General features: G+C 70.3%; 17 protein-coding genes and 1 tRNA gene. 8 read left to right on the top strand and 10 right to left on the bottom strand.

The features are described 5' to 3' along the window. Positions 1 to 106: 106 nt before the first annotated feature. A complete protein-coding gene (locus HNQ07_RS07395) occupies positions 107 to 1,375 on the bottom strand; it encodes a hypothetical protein (protein ID WP_184110324.1) in 1,269 nt (422 codons plus the stop codon). Positions 1,376 to 1,700: 325 nt separating this feature from the next. On the opposite strand from HNQ07_RS07395, the gene HNQ07_RS07390 reads away from it, so the two are divergent. Beyond that, positions 1,701 to 3,461 (top strand): ABC transporter ATP-binding protein, encoded by a 1,761-nt coding sequence (locus HNQ07_RS07390; RefSeq protein ID WP_184110323.1) that lies wholly within the window; start codon positions 1,701 to 1,703, stop codon positions 3,459 to 3,461. 34 nt (positions 3,462 to 3,495) lie between these two features. Here the strand turns inward: HNQ07_RS07390 and HNQ07_RS07385 are convergent, their stop codons facing one another. Then, positions 3,496 to 3,939 carry a DinB family protein gene (locus HNQ07_RS07385; RefSeq protein WP_184110322.1) on the bottom strand — a complete coding sequence of 148 codons (444 nt, stop codon included), beginning with the start codon at positions 3,937 to 3,939 and terminating at the stop codon, positions 3,496 to 3,498. Between the two features lie 38 nt (positions 3,940 to 3,977). Further along, positions 3,978 to 6,491 carry a replication restart helicase PriA gene (gene priA / locus HNQ07_RS07380; protein WP_229831904.1) on the bottom strand — a complete coding sequence of 838 codons (2,514 nt, stop codon included), beginning with the start codon at positions 6,489 to 6,491 and terminating at the stop codon, positions 3,978 to 3,980. Between the two features lie 80 nt (positions 6,492 to 6,571). Here priA and HNQ07_RS07375 point away from each other — a divergent pair, with 80 nt between their 5' ends. Further along, positions 6,572 to 7,465: a DMT family transporter gene (locus HNQ07_RS07375; protein WP_184110321.1), complete on the top strand. Its 894-nt coding sequence runs from the start codon at positions 6,572 to 6,574 to the stop codon at positions 7,463 to 7,465. Between the two features lie 70 nt (positions 7,466 to 7,535). Here the strand turns inward: HNQ07_RS07375 and HNQ07_RS07370 are convergent, their stop codons facing one another. From HNQ07_RS07370 to HNQ07_RS07360, 3 genes are all read right to left on the bottom strand, one after another. Next, complete coding sequence (locus HNQ07_RS07370; protein ID WP_184110320.1) at positions 7,536 to 8,123, bottom strand: DUF4384 domain-containing protein; 588 nt, start codon at positions 8,121 to 8,123, stop codon at positions 7,536 to 7,538. Positions 8,124 to 8,284: 161 nt separating this feature from the next. After that, positions 8,285 to 8,358 (bottom strand) — tRNA-Gln (locus HNQ07_RS07365). Between the two features lie 62 nt (positions 8,359 to 8,420). Then, complete coding sequence (locus tag HNQ07_RS07360; RefSeq protein WP_184110319.1) at positions 8,421 to 11,078, bottom strand: DEAD/DEAH box helicase; 2,658 nt, start codon at positions 11,076 to 11,078, stop codon at positions 8,421 to 8,423. Between the two features lie 298 nt (positions 11,079 to 11,376). On the opposite strand from HNQ07_RS07360, the gene HNQ07_RS07355 reads away from it, so the two are divergent. After that, complete coding sequence (locus HNQ07_RS07355; RefSeq protein ID WP_184110318.1) at positions 11,377 to 13,722, top strand: COG1470 family protein; 2,346 nt, start codon at positions 11,377 to 11,379, stop codon at positions 13,720 to 13,722. A gap of 64 nt (positions 13,723 to 13,786) precedes the next feature. Here the strand turns inward: HNQ07_RS07355 and HNQ07_RS07350 are convergent, their stop codons facing one another. Continuing rightward, positions 13,787 to 14,818 carry a bifunctional nicotinamide-nucleotide adenylyltransferase/Nudix hydroxylase gene (locus HNQ07_RS07350; RefSeq protein ID WP_184110317.1) on the bottom strand — a complete coding sequence of 344 codons (1,032 nt, stop codon included), beginning with the start codon at positions 14,816 to 14,818 and terminating at the stop codon, positions 13,787 to 13,789. Between the two features lie 115 nt (positions 14,819 to 14,933). Between HNQ07_RS07350 and HNQ07_RS07345 the strand changes: the two genes are divergently transcribed. The 3 genes from HNQ07_RS07345 to HNQ07_RS07335 all read left to right on the top strand — a co-directional run bounded on the left by HNQ07_RS07345 (position 14,934) and on the right by HNQ07_RS07335 (position 16,477). Then, the gene (locus tag HNQ07_RS07345; protein ID WP_229831905.1) at positions 14,934 to 15,803 is read left to right on the top strand and encodes a DUF1206 domain-containing protein; all 870 of its coding nucleotides are present in this window, start codon (positions 14,934 to 14,936) and stop codon (positions 15,801 to 15,803) included. Between the two features lie 31 nt (positions 15,804 to 15,834). Beyond that, a complete protein-coding gene (locus HNQ07_RS07340) occupies positions 15,835 to 16,236 on the top strand; it encodes a methylglyoxal synthase (protein WP_184110315.1) in 402 nt (133 codons plus the stop codon). Between the two features lie 94 nt (positions 16,237 to 16,330). After that, positions 16,331 to 16,477, top strand: a complete 147-nt coding sequence (locus HNQ07_RS07335) for a hypothetical protein (protein ID WP_184110314.1) — start codon at positions 16,331 to 16,333, stop codon at positions 16,475 to 16,477. A 15-nt stretch (positions 16,478 to 16,492) separates the two neighbouring features. On the opposite strand, the gene HNQ07_RS07330 is transcribed toward HNQ07_RS07335, so the two are convergent. Continuing rightward, positions 16,493 to 17,134 (bottom strand): ComF family protein, encoded by a 642-nt coding sequence (locus HNQ07_RS07330; RefSeq protein WP_229831906.1) that lies wholly within the window; start codon positions 17,132 to 17,134, stop codon positions 16,493 to 16,495. Continuing rightward, positions 17,127 to 17,642, bottom strand: a complete 516-nt coding sequence (locus HNQ07_RS07325) for a hypothetical protein (protein WP_184110313.1) — start codon at positions 17,640 to 17,642, stop codon at positions 17,127 to 17,129. Before HNQ07_RS07325 ends, HNQ07_RS07330 begins: the two co-directional genes overlap by 8 nt. 141 nt (positions 17,643 to 17,783) lie before the next feature. Between HNQ07_RS07325 and HNQ07_RS07320 the strand changes: the two genes are divergently transcribed. Further along, complete coding sequence (locus HNQ07_RS07320) at positions 17,784 to 18,062, top strand: hypothetical protein (protein WP_184110312.1); 279 nt, start codon at positions 17,784 to 17,786, stop codon at positions 18,060 to 18,062. A 22-nt stretch (positions 18,063 to 18,084) separates the two neighbouring features. Here the strand turns inward: HNQ07_RS07320 and HNQ07_RS07315 are convergent, their stop codons facing one another. After that, positions 18,085 to 18,522, bottom strand: coding sequence for a hypothetical protein (locus HNQ07_RS07315; RefSeq protein WP_184110311.1), 438 nt, complete (start codon positions 18,520 to 18,522; stop codon positions 18,085 to 18,087). A 47-nt stretch (positions 18,523 to 18,569) separates the two neighbouring features. Between HNQ07_RS07315 and HNQ07_RS07310 the strand changes: the two genes are divergently transcribed. Next, positions 18,570 to 19,721, top strand: a complete 1,152-nt coding sequence (locus HNQ07_RS07310) for a GGDEF domain-containing protein (protein ID WP_184110310.1) — start codon at positions 18,570 to 18,572, stop codon at positions 19,719 to 19,721.

The following is a 19,721-nucleotide window of genomic DNA, read 5'->3' as shown; positions in this document are numbered from 1 at the left end:
CAAGACCTATGCACGGGCACGTTAGGAAGGCCAGCCGTGTATAGAAGCGATCAACTGGATCGAGTTGGTTAACCCAGGTGGAGACGATTTCCCCGACTTGCCTAGATCAACTAGCCCTCAGAAAACATGAAGCAGCGCCCAGGGAATAATGATTTGCTTCGCCAACACAAATCAAAGGGCGCGCAGATGGTCTAAGTGTGGAACTGCTCAGTCCCATCAAAGAGCTGCATGAGAGACTTTGAGGGGGGAAACGTGAGTTCTCATTGATGTGAAGAAGAAGAGAGGCTTCCTCGCTAATCGACTCCCAGTTTCTTCGAGGCACAAAAAGCGCGATGCCAGTCATCCAGGAGTACTCAGGGTTTGGGAACAAGCGGTTATGAATAAAATGACTGATCAATAGCCTATCCATCCTACGATGAGCCAGTCGAACAATCAAAATATAGGGCATTGAAACCTTCATCTGCTTCCGCTTAGATCTCAGTGAGTTTCTTATCGAATTGATAACGTTTTCGTTGATCTCCTCGCCGTTGATCACTGGATTCCAGAGTACAGACGAGGCTGGACTGGGCGCGCCGCCGAACGTCGCCACAGTATTCGAGCCGAGTTGAATATCAACCGGAAAATGCGGCATCCTACCTGGCTCCACCCACAGATGAGGAATCGATTTCCAATGCACTTTTGCGTTTCCATGTGCACCAAGCACTACGACCATTTCGCCAGCAGCTTCACCAAGAATTCGAGGGAGTGCGATCTTGGAGAGGTCGGCGAGGTCGGTACGGCTTGCGCGTACCGATGCCGATACTGAAACCTCTCGGCGTAGCCCTTTTTTCAACACCTGTCTGTTGATCAAGTCGCCCATGTGCTGTGCAGCAATGTCCCAGGATTCCAGTAGCTCAATATGCACATTGGTCACCTCAAAGCATACGTCGCCATCAGGTAGGCGGACACCGTAATCTGGAGAACGTGGCTTGTTGGGCGCAAAGATTGCGCTTTCTGGAACCAGTGGTTCAAATGAGATCGGACTCACACGATGAGCCAGCAGTGCAGCGGCCTCCAGTTCGCTAAGCAACTCTTCAAAAGAGCCCTCGCGCCGAGGCGGACGCAGTATTTGTTTCAACTTATCTCGAAAAATTGGAACAGACCGTTGCGTCACGTTTCTGTCTAGAACATACACAATCTGGGCAACATGAATGAGGAAGGTTGCCGAATACAACCCCTCGCCGAGCCATTGCAATCCCAGTGGACCCGTTGGGGTCTCGAGCCAATCTGCGTCTAAACTCGAGATCAGCGATACGAGTACCTCTTTTGCCGTCGCAAGGTCTTGGCTGGAGAAGACAGTGCTGGTCAGATCAGGGCGACTTTCGAGAAATCCCATACATCCAGTATCAACTCAATGACCGGGCAAATCCACCCGAATAGCCCTATTGCCGGCCTATAAAACGACAACAGACTTATTATTTATCTCGGCACACGCTATTACCGCGCGGAATCTGGACGAAGAGACCGGAGCCCCGTTCCTATAAGCCGCGCTGCCGCGCCGGTTGACTGTTTGTTAGCCGAGGAACAGGTGCTGATTTTGGCCGCGAGCAATAACGATTTGAAGGATTCTCCCAGCGCATCATACGTGGAAACTTCTGTCTTGGCTGGAAGTGCGAGAAGCAGCGCGGATGACCTGAGAGCAGCCGCGTATCCTCGCCCCCATGACCACGCCTCCCCCCACCGTCCTGCGCCGCCTGTACGGCCTGCTCACGCCCTACCGGCGCACCGTGGGGCTGGGGCTGGCGCTGCTGCTGGGCAGCGTGGTGGCCGAGCTGTACCCGCCGCTGGTGTGGATCAGGGTGGTGGACCACGGCATCGCGCAGCGCGACTGGGCGTTCATCGGCGGGCAACTGGCGCTGCTGGTGGGCGTGTTCGCCGTGCAGCAGCTGCTGTCCGCGTGGCGCGGCGTGCTGCTGGAGCGCGCGGGGCAGGCGTTCACGCTGGACATCCGCCTGGCGCTGTACCGCGCCCTGCAGGGGCAGTCGGCGGCGTACTTCGAGTCGCAGCGCACCGGCGACCTGATCGCCCGCGTGACCGGCGACGTGGACGCCCTTCAGGACGTGCTGGTGCGCGGCACCGACGCGGTGCTGGCGAACGCGCTGCGCCTCGTGGGCGTGGTGGGCATCTTCATCTGGCTGCAACCGCTGCTGGGCGTGCTGACCACCCTGCCGATGATCGCGGTGGGGCTGATGCTGCGCCGCTACGCGCAGACGGTGCGGCCCGCGTACCGCGCTGCCCGCACTCGCCTGGGCGACCTGAGCGCGCTGATCTCGGATCGCCTCAGCGGTATCCGGGTGGTGCAGGGCTTCGCGCGCGAGGACGCCGAGACGGCCCGCATCGAGGCGCTGGGCCGCGACCTGTACGGGGTGGGGGTGGAGGCCGTGATGATCCGCAACCGCGCCTTCCCGCTGGCGCGCTTCGTGGGGAACTTGGGGAACGTGATCATGCTGGGCGGCGGCGCGTGGCTGATCCTCGCCGGACAGTTCACGCTGGGCGGCCTGCTGGCGTACCGGGGCTACGGCCGCTACTTCTACGGCCCCATCGACGACCTCGTGAACATCGGCGACCTGCTGCAACGCGCCGAGGCCAGCGGGCGGCGCGTGTTCGAGGTGCTGGACGCCCCCGTGAGCGTCCAGGAGCGCCCCGGTGCCCGGCCCCTGCCAGTCCCCGCCCACGGCCACATCGACCTCGATGACGTGACCTTCGGCTACGACGCCGCGCGGCCGATCCTGCGGAACGTCACGCTGCATATCCCGGCCGGGCAGCGCGTCGCCGTGCTGGGCGAGTCCGGCGCGGGCAAGAGCACGCTGCTGGGCCTGGTGACGCGCACCTTTGACCCGCAGGCGGGGGTCGTGCGGGTGGACGGCGTGGACGTGCGCGACCTGACGCTGCACAGTCTGCGCGCCGCGGCAGTCGGCATGGCGCAGGACACCTTCCTGTTCCACGACACGGTCGGCAACAACGTCCGTTACGCCCGCCCGGACGCTGACGACGACGAGGTGCGCGCCGCCCTGAGCGCGGCCCATGCCCTGGCCTTCGTGGAGGCGTTGCCGCAGGGTCTGGACACCGTCGTGGGCGAGCGCGGCGTGAAGCTCTCCGGCGGACAGCGCCAGCGCCTGTCCATCGCCCGGACGCTGCTGGCCCAGCCCACCATCCTGCTGCTGGACGAGCCCACCAGCGCCGTGGACGCCGAAAGCGAGACGCAGGTGGTCGCCGCGCTCCAGGGCCTGATGCGGGGCCGCACCGCATTGATCGTCACGCACCGCCTCAGCCTCGCCCGCACCGCCGACCGCGTGCTGGTGCTGGCCGGCGGGCACATCGTGGACGACGGCCCGCCGGATCGACTGCGTGCCGGAGACGGCGCGTACGCGGCGCTGGAACGCGCGGCGGCCGGGGTGGAGTTCGGGGCAGCAGTGGACTGACGCCCGGGCCGGGCCTCCGCAGCGCCCGTGGTACCTACGGCCAGAGCTTCAGGGCCTGCCTCAGCGCGACGATCTTGCCCAGGTGGTACGCGGTGTGGACGGCCAGAAACTCCAGCCCGTCGCGCCACGTCGAGTGCGGATAGCCGGGCTCCGGGGCGTTGAGCCAGCGGTCGTCCCTCGCCTGGACGACTGCTCGCCGCGAGGACGTCAGGAACAGCTCCACGAGGTCGTCCCACGCCTGCTGGTCGGCAGGGGCGGCGGACGTGGGAAAGTGCCCCTCGTACGGCCAGCGTTCCAGGGCCGAGCGGCCCCCGTCCAGAGACAGCTTCAGCACCATGGCCGCGTGCCACAGCTCCTGATAGATGCTGTGCGGCACATCGTTCGGCCGCGCCGACACCTGGGCCACCGTCAGACCCGCGACGATGGCCTCGCGCGGCGCGAACCCGCCCGTGAGGAGCAGATCGTCCCAGTCGTTCATGGCCGCAGGATACCGAGGCGCCGCACCCCGGCCGTCGCCTACAGCCCCCCCCGCGGATTGACGTCCACCCGCACGCGCGCCTTCCACGTGCGGGTGTCCAGCACGCGCAGCAGTTCGCCCAGCCGGGCGTCGCTGCGGGCGCGCAGGAACAGGTGGTAGGGGTACACGCCGCGCAGCCGGGCCACCGGGCTGGGGGCCGGGCCCAGCACCTCCTGGGCGGTCGCGCCGGCCCCGTGCAGCGCGTCCGCGAGTTCCTGCGCGGCGACCTGGGCGCGCTTGGCCTCGCGGGCCGTCACCTCGATCTGCGCCAGCCGGGCGTGCGGCGGGTAGCCCAGCTCTTTGCGGGCGCGTTCCTCGGCGGCGGGGTACGCCAGGGTGTCGCGGCCCTCGACCATGACCTTCAGGGCGGGATGGTCGGCCTGGAAGGTCTGCACCAGCAGCATGGGGGCGCGGGTGGGGTGCCACTCGGCGAGCTGGCGCAGCAGGCGGTGGTAGCGCTCGCTGGCGCGGAAGTCGCTGACGTTCAGCCACGTGTCGGCCAGCGTCACTCCGATCAGGGCGAGGTTGGGCGGCGCGTCCTGCGACAGCAGCAGCTGCGTGCCCACCACCACGCCGCTCTCGCCGGCCATCAGCGGGGCCAGGTCGTCCTGGCGGTCCTTGTCGTAGCGGTACACGGGACAGCCCGGCAGCAGTTTCTGCACCTCCTGGGCGATCCACTCGGTGCCGGGGCCGCGGGCCTTCCACATGCGCTCGCCGCAGTGGTCGCAGCGGTCCGGGATGCCCTCGTGGTAGCCGCACTGGTGGCACGTGAGCTGCCGGGTGTCCTGGTGAAAGCGCAGCGGCACGTCGCAGTTGCGGCAGTGCGGGGTGTGTTCGCAGTTCGGGCAGCGCAGCAGGGCGGAGTACCCACGCCTGGGCGCCAGCAGCGCCGCCTGCCGGCCGCGTTCCTGCACCTGCCGCAGCACCCGCGCCAGGTCGTGGCTGAGGGGATAGCCCAGGTCGCCCGGCGCGAGGTGCACGCCGGACAGCGGCCCGAGCTGCGGCTGCTCGGGCGGGCTGGCATAGTCCACGACGTGCAGGCGGGCACGCGGCGGCGGAAGCACCGCGCCGGGCTGCGGCACGCTCTCGGCAGCCGGCGCCGCGCCCACCGACGCCACGGCGGCCCCGTGCGCGGCGGCAATTCGCGCGGCCACGTCCGGCAGGAACGCCCGGCTGCCCGAGAGGAGCTTGTGCGCGTCGCTGGCCTCCTCCAGCACCACCAGCAGCGCCAGACCCGGCAGCGGGGCACTCAGGGCGTGCCCACTGCCGATCACCAGCCGCGCCGCGCCGGACTGGATCAGCTCCCAGGTGTGCTCGCGCTGCGCCTCCGAGAGGGTGCCGCTGAGCTGCACGGCGCGCGTGCCACACGCCGCCGCCAGACCGGAGAGGCCGTCCCACGCGCGGCGCAGGGTGGTGGCGTCGGGCGCGAGCACCAGCACGCCACGCTCCTGTTCCAGCAGCCGGGCAAGCCGGGGCGCGAGCACCCCGAAGCGCGTGGCCGCGCGGCCCCCGTGCAGCCGCCACAGCGGGCCGTCCGGCAGGCGGTCCGGCAGGGTGGGGTCGGCCGCCAGCGGGCACGGGGCCGGCAGGGCGGGGAGCGGCGCGGGCACGTCCACGGTGTCGGCCCAGCCGCGCAGTGCCAGGGTGCCCGCCTGCGTGGGCGACAGAGGCACGCCGTCCGCACTGGCGCGGTTTGCCCACGCGGCATAGGTGTCGGTAGGCCCCTGGGCGCGCAGCCACTCCCACGCGGCGGGCGGCGGGGCCTGGACCTGCACGTACTCGGCCGCGCCGGCGTTCAGGGCGGCGGTCACAACGGCCGCGCTCACCCCCGCGGCCTTGGCCCACGCGCTCAGGGTGCCCTCCGGGCCGTGCTGGGCCAGCCACGCGGCCGCCTGAGCCTGCTTCGGCGTCAGGCGCGCGGCCGCGCCGGGCACCGCGCGGATGACCGTGCTCTGCCGGGCGGCGGGCGGCACGTCCTCCAGCGCGCGCGCCTGCACGGCGGTGGTGGTGCGGGGACGGGGCGTGAAGCGTTCGTCCAGCAGGCCCTGCGCGCGGATGGCGTCCAGCAGGGCGGGCGCGAAGGCGCCGGCGTCCGTCCAGCGCTCTGTGGGGGCCCGGCGCGAGAACGAGCTCAGGTCAGCACCCGCCACCGCCCGGACCGTGTGGGTATACGCGGCCTCCCAGCCGATGCCCAGCAGGTCGCCCCAGATCAGGCCGGCGGGGATGCGCGCGTCCTGCGCCCACGCGGTGAGGCCCTGGACGGTCGCGGGGATCACCCACGGCCGGGCCGGATCGTCCAGCACGTGGACCGCCTCGCGCAGGCGATGCCCGGCGCGCGGATCGCCCTCGCCCACGACCAGACCCACCGCCAGCTCGCCCCGCCACGGCACCAGCACCCGGCAACCCAGCGGCACCGGCCCGGCGAAGCCGTGTGGCACGCCGAAATCGTGGGCGGGCAGCGGGAGGCTCACCACCACCTGCCACGGCCGGGGGGTGGGGGCGGGCGGATTCACATCCCGCAGGCTAGCGCGACAGGTGCAGATCGCGGTGTCCGGACGTCACGAACACGCCGGTCTCGCCTACACTGGCGCCCGTGACCACGACCGCCGCCCCGCTCCGCTCCGACACCCGCGCCGGGGTAGGGCTGGGCGTGGTCGCGGCCGTGGCGTTCTCCACGCTGGGCGTGTGGGGCAAGCTCGCCACCCAGGTGGGCCTGGACAGCCACGACGCGCTGGCATGGCGCTTCGCGCTGGTGGCCGCGCTGCTGCTGCCGCTGTCCGGCCGCCTGACGTGGGCCGTCCGCACCCGGCTGCTGGGCGTGGGCCTGCTGTACACCGTCGCCACGCTGGCGTACTTCGTGGCGCTGGGCCGCGTCACCGCCGGGGCCACCAGCCTGCTGCTGTACTCCGCGCCGGCCTTCGTGGTGCTGCTGGCGTGGGGGCAGGGCCGCGCGCCGCGCCGCACGCAGCTGGGCGCCGTCGCGCTGGCCCTGCTGGGCCTGGTACTGGTGATCGGCCTGCCCGGCCCGGACGACCGTGACGCCGTGGGCCTGCTGTGCGGCGCGGCCGCCGGGGCGCTGTACGCCCTGTACCTCAGCGCGTCCGAGCGCTGGCTGCGCGGCGTCTCGCCCGTCGCGGCGACCGCGCACATGGCCCTGGTGGCGGGCGTGACCTTCGGTGCCCTGGCGAGCGTGCGCGGCACCCTGCATGTTCCGGACCGCCCCGACGAGTGGGGCGTGATCGTCGGTATGGCCGTGATCCCGACCATCGTGGCCGTGCCCGCGCTGTACGGCGCCATCGCCCGCCTGGGGGCCACGCGCGCCAGCCTGCTGGGCACGCTGGAGCCGCTGTTCACGGTGCTGCTCGCGGCGCTGCTGCTGCGCGAGCAGGTGGGCGCGGGCGCGCTGCTGGGCGGCGCCCTGATCCTCGCCGGAGCGGGGCTGGCGCAGTGGCCCGCACGGCGCGTGCCGGTCGGACCGCATCCGTAAGCGGCCTGTTCGGCAGGACAAGAGAACCGCCCGGACGGCGAGTCGTCCGGGCGCTCCGATATAGGGCCGATCAGTACGCGACGTTGTACTGCACGGCGTCGCTCGTCCAGTCCTGCTGCGGCACGGGCTGGGTGACCGGATCGACCACGATGCTCAGCGCCTGCGCCAGTCGGGCCGGGCTCTGGGGCTTCACGGTCGCGAAGGCCTGACCGCTGGAGTACGAGCTGAGTTCGCTGAGGTTCAGCTGAGTGCGGCTGGCGATGACCAGCACCTTGTTCAGGCCGTACGGCCCCGCGATGTTGAACTGGAAGTTGTCGCTGGCGCTGGGGAAGGTGCGGATCTGCCCCGCCCGGACGAAGTTGCTGCCGCCCAGGCGGTTGGGCAGGATCTGGTCGGTGGTGCCGTCCGGGTTGATGTTGAACAGGTACACGTAGGCGTCTTCACTCACGCGGGCCGAGATGCTGATGTTCTCGCCGATGCGGTAGCTGGGGGTGCGCGCGCCGCTGGGATCGCGGTTGACCCACACCTGAACGCTGAGGGAGGTGGGCACCGGGTTCACGATGATGCTCTGCGCGCTGATCTTCGGCGCCGCGGAAGCGGGCGCAGCCAGGCCGAGCAGGGACGCGGTGACGGCGAGCAGGAGGGTGCGCTTCTTCATACCCTCACGGTAGTCCGCGGCGCCTGACGCCCGGTGAAGCGTGGCTGACGGAACGTGAGGCCGGCGACGTTTCCCCTCATGACTCCTTCCTGATCGGCTGGGTCGACGCGCACTGCGGCCCATCCAACGGAACACGGCCCCCGATGTGGAGGCCGTGTGGGTGGCAGGGATACTAGGATTCGAACCTAGACAAACAGATCCAAAATCTGTTGTGCTGCCATTACACCATATCCCTGTGCCGCGCCGGAACGCCGGCGCCGGGCGCATCGGGAGTATAGCCGTGCCCGGCGAGAAGGGTCAACTTGACGGCGCCCCGGCCGGGGTGGGTGATTCCTCGATCACGGTCAGGCTGGCGTGCACCAGCAGCAGCCGTTTCTGGCCCACACCGGGAAAGTACACCAGCACCTCGCGCCGCTCGCCCTGGTGGAAGCCCGACATGAACACGCCCTCGCCGAACTTCGGGTGTCTCAGGCGCAGCGGGGCCTTGGTGTCCACCATGCGCTGGATCTCGCGGCTGGGCAGCCCCAGGCGGGCGCTGACCTCCGGCAGCGACAGCCCGTGCAGATCGAGCAGTTCCCGCGCCTGCAGCGGCCACGAGGGCGGCAGGTCCGGCACGGCGTCCGGCAGCACGTCTGCCCCGGTATCCGGCGCGGCGCTCACGCCCAGCACACCCTCCAGGAACGCGCGCGTGGCGTGCTTGTCGGTGGGCCGCCGCTCGCCGCTGGGCAGGAACGGCGCCGAGCAGCGGCCGACCGCGATGCATGCGTAACAGCCCTCCGGGGACGTGCAGCAGGTCTTGGCGCTCAGGTGCAGCGCGCGGTGCAGCAGGTCGTCCAGGTGCTCGTACGCGCGGCGCGACACGCCCAGGCCGCCCAGCCAGTCGTCGTACAGGTAGAAATAAGTGTCGTGGCCGTCGCGGAACGCGCCTGCGAGGTCGTTCTCGTCGCACGCCACGCGCTCAGGCGTGACCTTCTGGAGCAGGTGCTTGAGGGTATGCGCGACCGCCGTCGGGCGCTCGGTGCTGCGCGCATCGATGCCGATCTCCAGGGCGCTGGTGCGGAAGGGCGGCAGCTCGACCGGCTCGTCGTACAGGTGCTCCGAGAGCTTGTGGTCCTGCATGCGGTCCTGGATGCGCCCGCCGCACTTGGCACACACGCGCTCGGTCTCGCCGGGCTCGCGGTCGCAGCCGGTGCACACGCGCTCGAACACCTGCCGCAGCATCTGGTAGCCGGTGTAGCGGCGGCGGATCACCACCTCGCCGTGGCGGAAGGCCAGCGGACCGCGCCGCTGCCACTCGCCCATGCCGCGCGGCGTGACGGTGGTGGCGTACAGGCCGCGCGTGAACAGGTTCGCGGCCTCGAAGCGCTCGACCAGGATCGCGGTGCCGGCCGGGTGCTTTTCCCAGCGCACCACCTTGTAGCCCTGGCCGTCCAGCGTGAACACCGCGCCCTCGTGCTTCTCGGTCAGCGCGTAGTGCTGGCTGGGTGATTCCAGCGGCAGATCCAGCGCCTTCACGCCGTGCTTTTCCCAGTCGGCGGCCTCGACCACCACGAACTTCTGGCTGCCCTCGCCACGCAGGTTCCAGTACTTCTGCACGCTGGCGTCCGGCCGCTGCGCCGCATCGGGGTAGCACAGCGGCAGGCCCGCCGAGCGGAATTCCTCGTTCGCGCGGGCGCGGTGCTTGGGCGACAGGTAGGGATTCTGCGCCTCCACCACCGCCTTCTCGATGGGGCCGGTCAGCAGGTCGAGGAAATTGCCAGCGTTGCTGTAAAAGGCGTCGGCGGGCTGCGGCACGCCCTGCTCGTTCAGGGACGGCAGGTACAGCACCAGCCCCGGCGCGACCCGGCCCGCGCGGCCCGCCATCTGCCGGAAGGCCATGCGCGAGCCCGGATACCCGTCGATGATCACGACCTCCAGGTCCCCGATGTCCACGCCGGCCTCCAGGGCGTTGGTGGCGAACATCACCCCGCTCTTGGCCCGGCGGAACTCCGAGAGTCTCCCCTCGCGGTCGCTGGTGCCGGCCATATACAGGTGCGCGCGTCCCGCGTACTGCGGCTGAGCCCGGTACGTGGAATACAGCCGCGCCGCCCGCGAGCGCCCCCGGAAGAACGCCAGCACCTTCAGGCCGTGGCGGCTGCTCGCATCCATGACCGCGTTCCAGAAGCGCCGCGGCTGCCCCCGGTGGTCCGCGAGGTAGTACAGCTTGCCGGGTTTCGCCGCGCCGGACTCGCTGACCTCCACGGCGTCCACGCCCGCCAGTTCCCGCGCGAACTCGGCCGGGTTGCCGATGGTCGCGGTGCTCAGCACCACCTGCGGGTTCGCCCCCAGCGCCCGCGCGAGGTCCAGCACGCGCCGCAGCATGCCCGCGACCTCCGACCCGAAGCCGCCCCGGTAGGTGTGGGCCTCGTCCAGCACGATGAACGCCAGCCGCGACAGAAAATCGCGCACGCGCGGCTGCGTCAGCGACCAGTGGAGCTTGTCCGGCGTGGCGGTGACCATCCGCACGCCGTCCCGGAACACGTCCGGCACCTGCGCCGCGCCCTGGAACGCGCCCACGTCCCACGCGAAGCCGCCGCGCTCCCGGAACGCCAGCAGCTTGTCGCGCTGGTCCTGCCCCAGCGCCACCAGCGGGTACACGAACAGGGCCGTGGCCTGCGGGCCCTGCTCCAGGCGCTCAAACACGCCGGGAAAGAACGCGCCGGTCTTGCCGCTCGCGGTCGGGGTGGTCACGATCACGTGCCGGCCCTCACGCATCAGGCGGTAGACCTCGGCCTGGTGCGCGTACACCCGGTCGAAGCCGAAGCCGCGCGCCACCGCCGGCGACCACCCCAGCTCGCCCACGCCCAGCGTGCGCGCCTCGGCGGACTCCTCGACGTGCAGCCGCGCCGCCCCGCCCCCCAGGGTGTCCCGCAGGAACCCCTCCAGGTGAGCGGTCGGGGAGCGGGCCAGCAGCATGGGCCTCAGTGTAGGGGCGCGCGTACCGGAACGCCGGGAAGGTTGGTCACGTTGGGGGGATCAGCGCATGTGACGCACAGCGACCCCGCTAGAATCATTAGAATTTTGAGCATTCATGAAGACACCACTGCGGCTTCTCGCCAGCCTTGCACTCACCACTGCCCTCGTCGCCTGCGCCGGTGGCAGCGGAACGCTCCCGCCTACGCCGCCCAACGAGTCGGAAACCGGCCAGACGATCAATCCGGATACGATCACAGGACAGACCACTGGCGCGACGTTTCCGGCGGCGGGGATAGTCATGCTGGGCAGCACAACCAGCGTCAGCACCGTGAATATCGGTCAGCTCAGCGCAGACGGCAAGGTGACAGTGAACCTGACCGAAGCGCCGGCCGACGCGCCGCAGGTGACGCTCCTTCCCCCTCCGGGCAGTGGGTGTAGTTTCGACGGCACCAGCAGCGGCTTCCCGACCATTTCCCGCTTCAGCCGGCTGTACGCACTGAGCCCACAATCCGACGCGTACGGCACCATCACGGAACAGTTCGTGAGCGGCGCGGCCCTGAACGGCAGCGTGGTCTCGCGAATCTACAGCGACGGCGCAGCGACCGCGAAGGGCGTCGTCACATGTTCGGGCGGCAACGTCGATTACGACGTGACGCTCCGGGCCGGCTGGAACGCCGTGGAATACGCCTACGACGGCTACACCCTTTCCCTGCATACGCCCGCTCCGGCCGCCCGCACGAAGCTGGTCGCGAAGAGCTTCGATCCAGCGGTCGGAGTGAGCTATGACCTGAGCCGGCCCCTGACCTTCGTTGACGATGACCCTGTGGTCGTCGCGGCGAGGATTTACCAAGACGGAGGCTTCAGCGGCGAGATCCACCTGAGCACCGATCTCCCCGGCCTGAGCGTCGAGCCGGCCACCCTGACCCTGCCTGCCCTATCGGGACAGGGCCTCCGGCCGACCGCCGCCACGTTTCTCTCCGGTCTGGGCATGAAAGCGCAGCGCCTCGACACGCCGCTGACGTTCCGGTACACGGGCAACGGAACGGGGAACATGAATGCGACCTTGATCGTCAGGGACTCAGCGGGCAAGCAGGTGGGCTCGTCCCTCGTCCTGATCAACGTCATGCGGCCGGCGATCTACGCATCTGGCCCAGGATATGGACTGGAGCTGCTGGTGGGCACCAGCATCAAGGTGCCGATCCGCCTGGAGGCCATCAACGGGTTCCACGGCCCGGTCACCGTCACGCCGCTGAATCTGCCGACTGGTGTGAGCGCGGCTCCCGTCACGGTGACCCTCACAGGCCTGGCCAACATCGATCTGACGGTCAGTGCGGCGGCGACTGCACCTGCCGGCTCCTATCCCTTCACGGTGCGCGCGGCGGGCGCCGGCGTGTCGTGGGAATTCACGCAGTATGTGACTATTCCGCAACCGAACATCGAACTGGGCGTTCAGTACGGAGTCGCGGAGGTCACGCGCGGCCAGCCGGGCACGGTGGCTATCACCGCGCGTAGCACGTACGGATTCAGTGGCTCTACCACGCTCACGCTCGGGAATCTGCCCGGTGGCGTCACGGCCAAGCCAGTCACCGTACAGCTCGCTGAGGGCAACACGACCACCGCGCACATCCCCGTAACCGTCTCCAGCGCGGCGCCGCTCGGCACCTACCCCATTACCGTCACGTCCTCCGCCACTCCGGCCAGCGCGACAGGCACGCTGAGCATCATGCCGGCGTCAACGTCCGTTGGCCCGAAAGTGACGGGCCATGCCTCCTCTGGCAGCGGCGTGTGGCTCCTGACCGGCTCGACCTTCGATCCGCAGACCGGCACCGAGACCGCCACGTTTGGACGGTACGTGAACGGCGCGAAGGTGGCGCAGGCGACCGTGCCGAACTCCGGCACGCGGCTGATCACGACCCGCACGGGTGACCTGCTGACCCTGAACGACAAGGGCACGGACGGCTCGAAGATCAGCACGGCCGGCGCCCAGAGCACCTTCACTCACCCGTTTACCGCTCTGGACACGCCGGCTAACACCGTGGACGCACAGGGACGCGTGTGGTTCCTGCGATTGGACTACAGCGGCTCGGCCCCGACGCAGTCGCTGTGCTACTGGACGATGGGGAGCGGCGGCACGGCCGTGACGTGTCCGCGCAACTTCGGCAACGCGTCCTTTGCGCGCATGATCATGAGCAACGACGGGCGCACGCTGGTCATCCAGTCCAGTCAGAGCAGCGACGCATTCCGAGTAGCGACCGCCACCGCCACGCTCACGGCGGTCGATGTCGGGGGCAGTTCGCAGGTGGTCCGGGCTCTAGCCGTGAGCGATGACGGCAGCATCTGGACACGCGGCAGCGGCGGGGAATATCAGCTAAGGCACCTGAACGTGGACGGCAGCGTCCAGTTCGTGACGTTCTCCTCGCTGAACGTGGAGAACTTCGCGGGCTTCGACCATGCGGATTCCACCAAGCTGTGGGGAACGGGTTCGGCCGGCGCCGAATTGATCGACCTCGCAGCCCGCACTGAGACCACCCTTCCCGTTCGTGGTCTCACCTGGCTCCAGCCCGTGGACGGCGGTGGCGCGGCCGCCCTGATCTCGACCTCGACACTGGAGAGCACGAATTGGGCGCTGGCCTCTTCGCCTTGATCGACCAGACCTGCTGCTGGGCGGATTGACGCTCCTGCCACCCCGATCCACCCGCCGTCTCCCCTCACCCCCGCATCAGGAAGTGTTCGATGATCGCGTGGTGATCCTCGAAGAACTGTTCGGGGCGGGCCATGGCGTCGCCCAGCGGCATCCACGCGGCGCCGTCCCCGGCGAGCACTGGAAGCTGCCCGATGCCGAGGTCGAAATGGAAGGCGTGCGTGACGGTGCGGCCGCGCAGGCTGCGGTCCGGGTAGTCGAAGACCTGCTGGCTGCGCAGCTGGGTCTCGAGCGGAATCGCGGCGTTCAGGCCGCTCTCGCCGCGCACCTTGCGCACCGCGCACTGCAGCAGGGTCTCGGTCTGGCCCACGAAGCCGCCGGGCATGGCGAGGCGGCCCCGGCCGGGCAGGCCGTCGCGGCGCACCACCAGGACGTGGCCGCTGCGGGTGACGACCGCGTCGGCCGTCAGGAACACGGGCGGGAAGGGGGCGCCCTGCCACGACGCGCGGTAGTCGCGCAGGTAGTCGTACTCGGCGCGCAGCTCGGCATATTCGGGTGTGGCGCGGAAGGTGCTCAGGAAGGCGTTCACGGCGGGGGGCACCATGCGGGCGACGTCCTCCGGGCGGTCCTCGAAGTACGCGCGGCGAACGTCCGTGGCCGACAGGCCGCTGACGACGTGGGTGGGAATGAATTCCCACGCGGGAAAGGAGCGCAGGTAGTAGCTGCTCTCGTCCTTGATGTGGCCGATCAGGGCGACGTCGCTGCTGCCGCGCGTGTGGGCCTGCACGCCGCGCTGCACCTCACTGAGCCACAGGGTCTCGTTGTAGAAGTAGTCGCGGACGTGCACGAACAGCAGCCGGGCCTTCTGGACGCCGGCTTCCTGAAGCATGGCGGCGATGATCTCCTGGCGTTCCTCGGCGGTGAAGGGATTTTTCGGCGTGCGGGCGGCGCGCGCCGAGCCGATCACGACGATGAGTTTCTGCACGCTCCGCAGGGCCTCGAGCATCACGTCCAGGTGCGCGGCGTGCGGGGGCTCGAAGCGGCCGATGTACACACCGAAGGTGCGGCGGCGGCGGGAAGCGGGAGCGGGCACCGTCATGCTCCTCATTTTTCCGCAGCGTAAGCCTGAGTTGCATGAGAAGAGCAGACAGCTCACAAGACATCACAAAGGCCGCCCGCTTCCTGCGCAGCGGGGCGGAGCGCACACTGGGGCGGTGACCGATCTCAAGCGAGCCGGGCAGCAGCTCCAGGGACACGTCCAGGACGCCGCCCGCACTGCCACGCACCATGCCGCGCCAGCGCTGGAGGCCCTGGCCCGCGTCGGATATGCCAGCAAGGGCGTGGTCTACGGCATGCTGGGCTTCCTGGCCCTGAGCGTGGCGGTGGGGCGCGGCGGCGCGACCACCGACACGCAGGGCGCGCTGCTGCGCCTCCAGGACCTGCCGGGCGGCAGCGCGCTGATGTGGCTGCTGGTCGTGGGGCTCGTGGGGTACGCGCTGTGGCAGTTGCTGCGCGCGCTCCTCGACCCGGAACACCATGGCACGAAGCCCGGCGCGCTGGTCAAACGCACCGGATACCTGCTGAGTGGCGGCGCGAACGTCGCGCTGGCCGTGTTCGCCGCACGGGTGGCGCTGTACGGCGGCGCGCGGCACTCCACTGGCGGCACGGCCAGCGCCGCCGAGACCGTGCTGCGCGTGCCGGGCGGGCAGTTGCTGCTGGGGCTGGTGGCTGTGGCGCTCTTCGCGCTGGCGGGCAGCCAGCTGTACACCGCGTACGGCGCGAAGTTCATGAAGCGCATGGCCTTCACGGACCTTGGCGCGCGGTATCAGGGCACCCTCAAGCGTGTTGGGCAGGTGGGCATCGCGTCGCGCGGGGTGCTGAGCGCGATCATCGGGGGCTTCGTGCTGGCGGCCGCGTGGCGGCACTCGGCGGGCACGGTCGTCGGCGTGTCCGGCGCGCTGACGTGGCTGCACGGGCAGCCGGCCGGCAAGTTCCTGCTGGGGGCCGTGGCGCTGGGCACGCTGTGCTACGGCGTGTGGTGCGCGGTGCAGGCCGTGTACCGCCGTATCCGCGTGGAGGGCTGAGGGCCGGCGCCGCACATGGAACAATGTGGGCATGACGTCCGGCGCTGACAGCAAACGGCAGGTGGCCCTGATCGCCCACGACAAGAAGAAGCTGGAACTCGCGATGTTCGCCCTGGGCCACCGCGAGGTGCTGCGGCAGTTTCATCTGGTGGCGACCGGCACCACCGGCGGCATTCTCGCCAAGCAGACGGGTCTGGAGGTCGAGCGGGTGCTGTCCGGCCCGCTGGGCGGCGACCAGCAGATCGGCGCACGGCTGGCCGAGGAGCGCGTGCTGGCCGTGTTCTTCTTCCGCGATCCCCTGACCGCCCAGCCGCACGAGCCGGACGTGAGCGCCCTGGTGCGCCTGTGCGACGTGCACGACGTTCCCCTGGCCACGAATCCCTCGAGTGCCGAGGCACTGATGCTGTGGCTGCGCCAGCAGGGCGTGAACTGACCGGTCCACCCCCCCGGTGGGGGTACACTGGACAGGAAGCCACGGGGGGGAACGGATGAGCAGACACTCGACGACCAGGGCAGCTTTCACCGGCATGACTGAGCGCGCGCGGCTGCGGGGCGCCGCACCCCGGATGTACGCGGGCCACGCCAGACCCCCGGCGCGCACGGTCTCGCCGCTGGCAGCGTGGGCGATCCTGCTGGCGCTGGCGCTGCTGATCCTGCTGCTGACGCGGCTGTAGCTCGGAACCCGCCGCTCAGCGGGCGACGACGGCCGCGTAGACCTCGGCGGCGCCCACGTCCAGCAGCGCCTGCTGGCACGCACGCATGGTGCTGCCGGACGTGAGCACGTCATCCACCAGCACCACGGGGCCTGCCGGAAGCGCGCCGGGCCGCGCGCGGAAGGCGCCGTGCATGGCGTCCCGCCCGGCGGCGTGCTGTTTTGCCTGCTGCCCTGTGGCGCGCGTGCGGACCAGCGCGTCCACGCAGGGCACGCCCAGCCGCGCGGCCATCGCCCTGCCCAGCAGCGCCGCCTGGTTGAAGCCGCGCTGGCGCTGGCGCGAGGCGTGCAGCGGCACCGGCACGACGGCCACGACACCCCACGTGGCCGGCACACCGTCCGCGAGGGCGGAGCCCAGCACGCCGGCGAGGTCCCGGGCTCCGGCAAACTTCAGCGCCCGGACGGCGCGGCGGCGCACGCCGTGGTACGTGCCCAGCGTGACGAGGTGCGGCTGCGCCTGTGCGCGCAGCGGACTGTGGCTCTCGATGTGCGGGCGCAGGCCAGCCCGGCACGCCCGGCACAGGCCACGTTCGGCGCCGAGCTGGGCGCCGCAGCCGGGACAGGGCTGTGGCAGCAGCCTGCGCAGCCAGCCGCCCAGCGCGCCGTACACGTCACTCACCGTGCTCCGGCAGGTCGTCCAGGAACAGCGGCGGGCGGGTCGCCTCGATCACCCGGAACGCGTCCGAGAGGCCGTCCGGATCGAGCATCGGGGCGGCCAGCGTGAAGCACGCCAGGAAGTGCGCGCATACGCGCTGCACGCCCGCCGTGCCCAGCCGGGCGCGCTCGCCGGGCGTCAGCAGCGCGGCGAAGGCGGCCGGGTCGCCCAGCGCGGGATGCCCGCCCTCGCGGATCGCGGCGCGCAGGAACGCGGCCACCTCGGACGGGTTCAGCCAGAAGCCGAACATCAGCTCGTCGGACAAATCGTCCAGGCGGCGCATCTGCCCGGCGTCCATGCCCCGCTGCGTCAGCGAGCGGGCCAGGGCCTGACGCTCCATGCGCTGCGCCGCGTACTCGCCCACGCCCAGCCGAGGACCGCGCGGCGTGACCCGGCCGCCCACCGCCACGCGCAGGCGGTAAGCCAGGACGTACTCCTGGTACTCGCCGAGCAGCTCCCGGACGCCGTCCATGCCGGCAGTGTAGCGGTCCCCCGCCCGCCATTCACGCCGGATTCACCGGCCCGCGCCACGGTGGGACCGCGCGGGACAATCCGCACGCCGGCGGCCCCTACACTGCCGCTACAGCCCCACGCCCGGAGGAGACCGACCCATATGCAGCTGCTCACGCACGCCCAGCCGTTCGAATACCGTTCCCACTCCGGCGCCGACCGCCTCGGCTCGCTGGACGTGTGGACCGACGACGGGCGCACGCGCGCCGTGGTGGTGCTGCGGGACGTGCCGGTCCAGGACACGCCGCGCGCCCTGCGGATGCTGAGCGAGCACTGGCTGCCGTACCTGCTGCCCGTGCACCTGGAGGTCATGGTGCTGGCCGTGCGGGCCGACGGGGACGGCGGCAAGGCCCGCGCCCGCGTGCTGCCGCTCAGCGCCTGAGCGCCGCCCCGGCGCGCACCCGTCACTCCAGCACGTACTTCACACCCGGCTCGAAGGCCACGCGGGCGGCGTCACCGCGCGGCAGCACCGCGTTGCGCCGCCACGGCATCCACTCCGTGCGGCCGTCCGCGCCGCGCAGGAAGCCGCGCACCCCGACCTCCACGTAGCGGGCGTCGGCCGACAGCAGCGCTCCCAGGCCGGCGCGCACAGAGTCGGGGTCGCCCAGCGGTCCGGTCAGGCGGGCAGACGGCACTGGGGCGTCGGTGGTGCCGTCCTCTCCCCCGGTCAGGGCGCGGGTGGGCGACGCGTGCGGAGCGTACAGCTCCACGCGCAGGCCGTCCAGCACGCCCACGGCGGCGGCAGCGTGCTCGCGGGGCAGGGGCCGGGCGAAGGTCACGTGGATGTCCAGTTCAAAGCCCCGCACGCCCTTGTCGGGCCGGGACGGTTGATCGGCAGTCATGGCGTCAGTGTAGTGAGTGCGGTGCGGCTCTCTCGTAAAGTGGTCGCATGGCGGTGGGGTATGGCGACCGGGAACTGTGGGGCACAGACGTCCCGGACCTTCCCCACACCCTGACGCCGGGGCAGCTCAGAGAGGAGCTGCGGCGGCGGATCTACGTGGCGGCGCTGCTCCTGGGGCTGGCGGTGCTCGGCTTCCTGTGGGTGATCGAGTGGACGCGCGGCGGCGGCCTGGGCGTGCAGGGCAGCGTGGACCTGCTGCTGATCGCGGTGTGCCTGCTGGCACTGCTGTGGTTGCGGCTGCGCTGGCCGCTGCCAGCCATCGAGCGCACGCTGTACGCCGCCAACACCGTGGCAGTCACGACGCAGTTCGCGCTGACCCGCACCGGCAGCGCGCCCGACACCGCCCTGCTGATCGCCAGCACGCACCTGCTGCTGATCGCCAACGCCATCGTCGGGTACCTCGCCTTTCCCATCCGTGTGGGCGCCCTCCTGAGCCTGGGCACCTACGTGCTGGCTGTGGCGGTGGGCATGTGGGCGCTGTCGGGCCGGAACGACCCGGCCCTGCTGCTGACGGCCGCGCGCCTGCACGTGTCGGTGGCGACCGTGCTGCTGCTGGTGTACGCGCTGGCGTGGTACCGCAGCTCGTACCTCAAGATCTCCGGCGAGCACGCCCGGCTGACCCGGCAGGCCCTGACCGATCCGCTGACAGGGCTGCCCAACCGGCACGCCACCTACGCCGCCATCGAGGGGCTCCTCGCGCAGTCGGCGCAGGGCCGACCGGGCAGCGTGGTCATGCTGGACGTGGACCACTTCAAGGCCGTGAACGACACCCACGGGCATCACGCCGGCGACCACGTGCTGATCGCCGTGGCCGGAGCGCTGCGGACCCAGCTCCACGCCACCCACACACCCGGACGGTGGGGCGGAGAGGAATTCATCGTGGTGCTGCCGGACCTGGACACGGCGCACGCGGCGGCGCTGGCCGAACGCCTGCGCGCCCACCTGCACCGCACCCCGCACCCCGGCGTGGGCGTCGTGACGGCCAGTTTCGGCGTGGCCACCGCAGAGCCCGGGGACGACCTGGGCACCCTGACGGCGCGTGCGGACCGGGCGCTGTACCGCGCCAAGGCGGCGGGACGTGACCGCGTGGAGGTGCAGTCGCCGCCGGAGGGCCCACCGGCCATGGCCCTTACCCCGTGA

The sequence above is a fragment of the Deinococcus metalli genome (assembly GCF_014201805.1).
Lineage (GTDB): Bacteria > Deinococcota > Deinococci > Deinococcales > Deinococcaceae > Deinococcus > Deinococcus metalli.
Note: the sequence above shows the minus strand (reverse complement) of the source record. Positions and strands in the feature narration are given on the sequence as shown.

What these genes read in the sequence shown, in the direction of transcription:
- HNQ07_RS07395 (WP_184110324.1), bottom strand. Translation starts at nt 1,375, where the DNA reads ATGGGATTTCTCGAAAGTCGCCCTGATCTGACCAGCACTGTCTTCTCC.
- HNQ07_RS07390 (WP_184110323.1), top strand. Translation starts at nt 1,701, where the DNA reads ATGACCACGCCTCCCCCCACCGTCCTGCGCCGCCTGTACGGCCTGCTC.
- HNQ07_RS07385 (WP_184110322.1), bottom strand. Translation starts at nt 3,939, where the DNA reads ATGAACGACTGGGACGATCTGCTCCTCACGGGCGGGTTCGCGCCGCGC.
- HNQ07_RS07370 (WP_184110320.1), bottom strand. Translation starts at nt 8,123, where the DNA reads ATGAAGAAGCGCACCCTCCTGCTCGCCGTCACCGCGTCCCTGCTCGGC.
- HNQ07_RS07360 (WP_184110319.1), bottom strand. Translation starts at nt 11,078, where the DNA reads ATGCTGCTGGCCCGCTCCCCGACCGCTCACCTGGAGGGGTTCCTGCGG.
- HNQ07_RS07355 (WP_184110318.1), top strand. Translation starts at nt 11,377, where the DNA reads ATGCTGGGCAGCACAACCAGCGTCAGCACCGTGAATATCGGTCAGCTC.
- HNQ07_RS07350 (WP_184110317.1), bottom strand. Translation starts at nt 14,818, where the DNA reads ATGACGGTGCCCGCTCCCGCTTCCCGCCGCCGCCGCACCTTCGGTGTG.
- HNQ07_RS07340 (WP_184110315.1), top strand. Translation starts at nt 15,835, where the DNA reads ATGACGTCCGGCGCTGACAGCAAACGGCAGGTGGCCCTGATCGCCCAC.
- HNQ07_RS07335 (WP_184110314.1), top strand. Translation starts at nt 16,331, where the DNA reads ATGACTGAGCGCGCGCGGCTGCGGGGCGCCGCACCCCGGATGTACGCG.
- HNQ07_RS07325 (WP_184110313.1), bottom strand. Translation starts at nt 17,642, where the DNA reads ATGGACGGCGTCCGGGAGCTGCTCGGCGAGTACCAGGAGTACGTCCTG.
- HNQ07_RS07320 (WP_184110312.1), top strand. Translation starts at nt 17,784, where the DNA reads ATGCAGCTGCTCACGCACGCCCAGCCGTTCGAATACCGTTCCCACTCC.
- HNQ07_RS07315 (WP_184110311.1), bottom strand. Translation starts at nt 18,522, where the DNA reads ATGACTGCCGATCAACCGTCCCGGCCCGACAAGGGCGTGCGGGGCTTT.
- HNQ07_RS07310 (WP_184110310.1), top strand. Translation starts at nt 18,570, where the DNA reads ATGGCGGTGGGGTATGGCGACCGGGAACTGTGGGGCACAGACGTCCCG.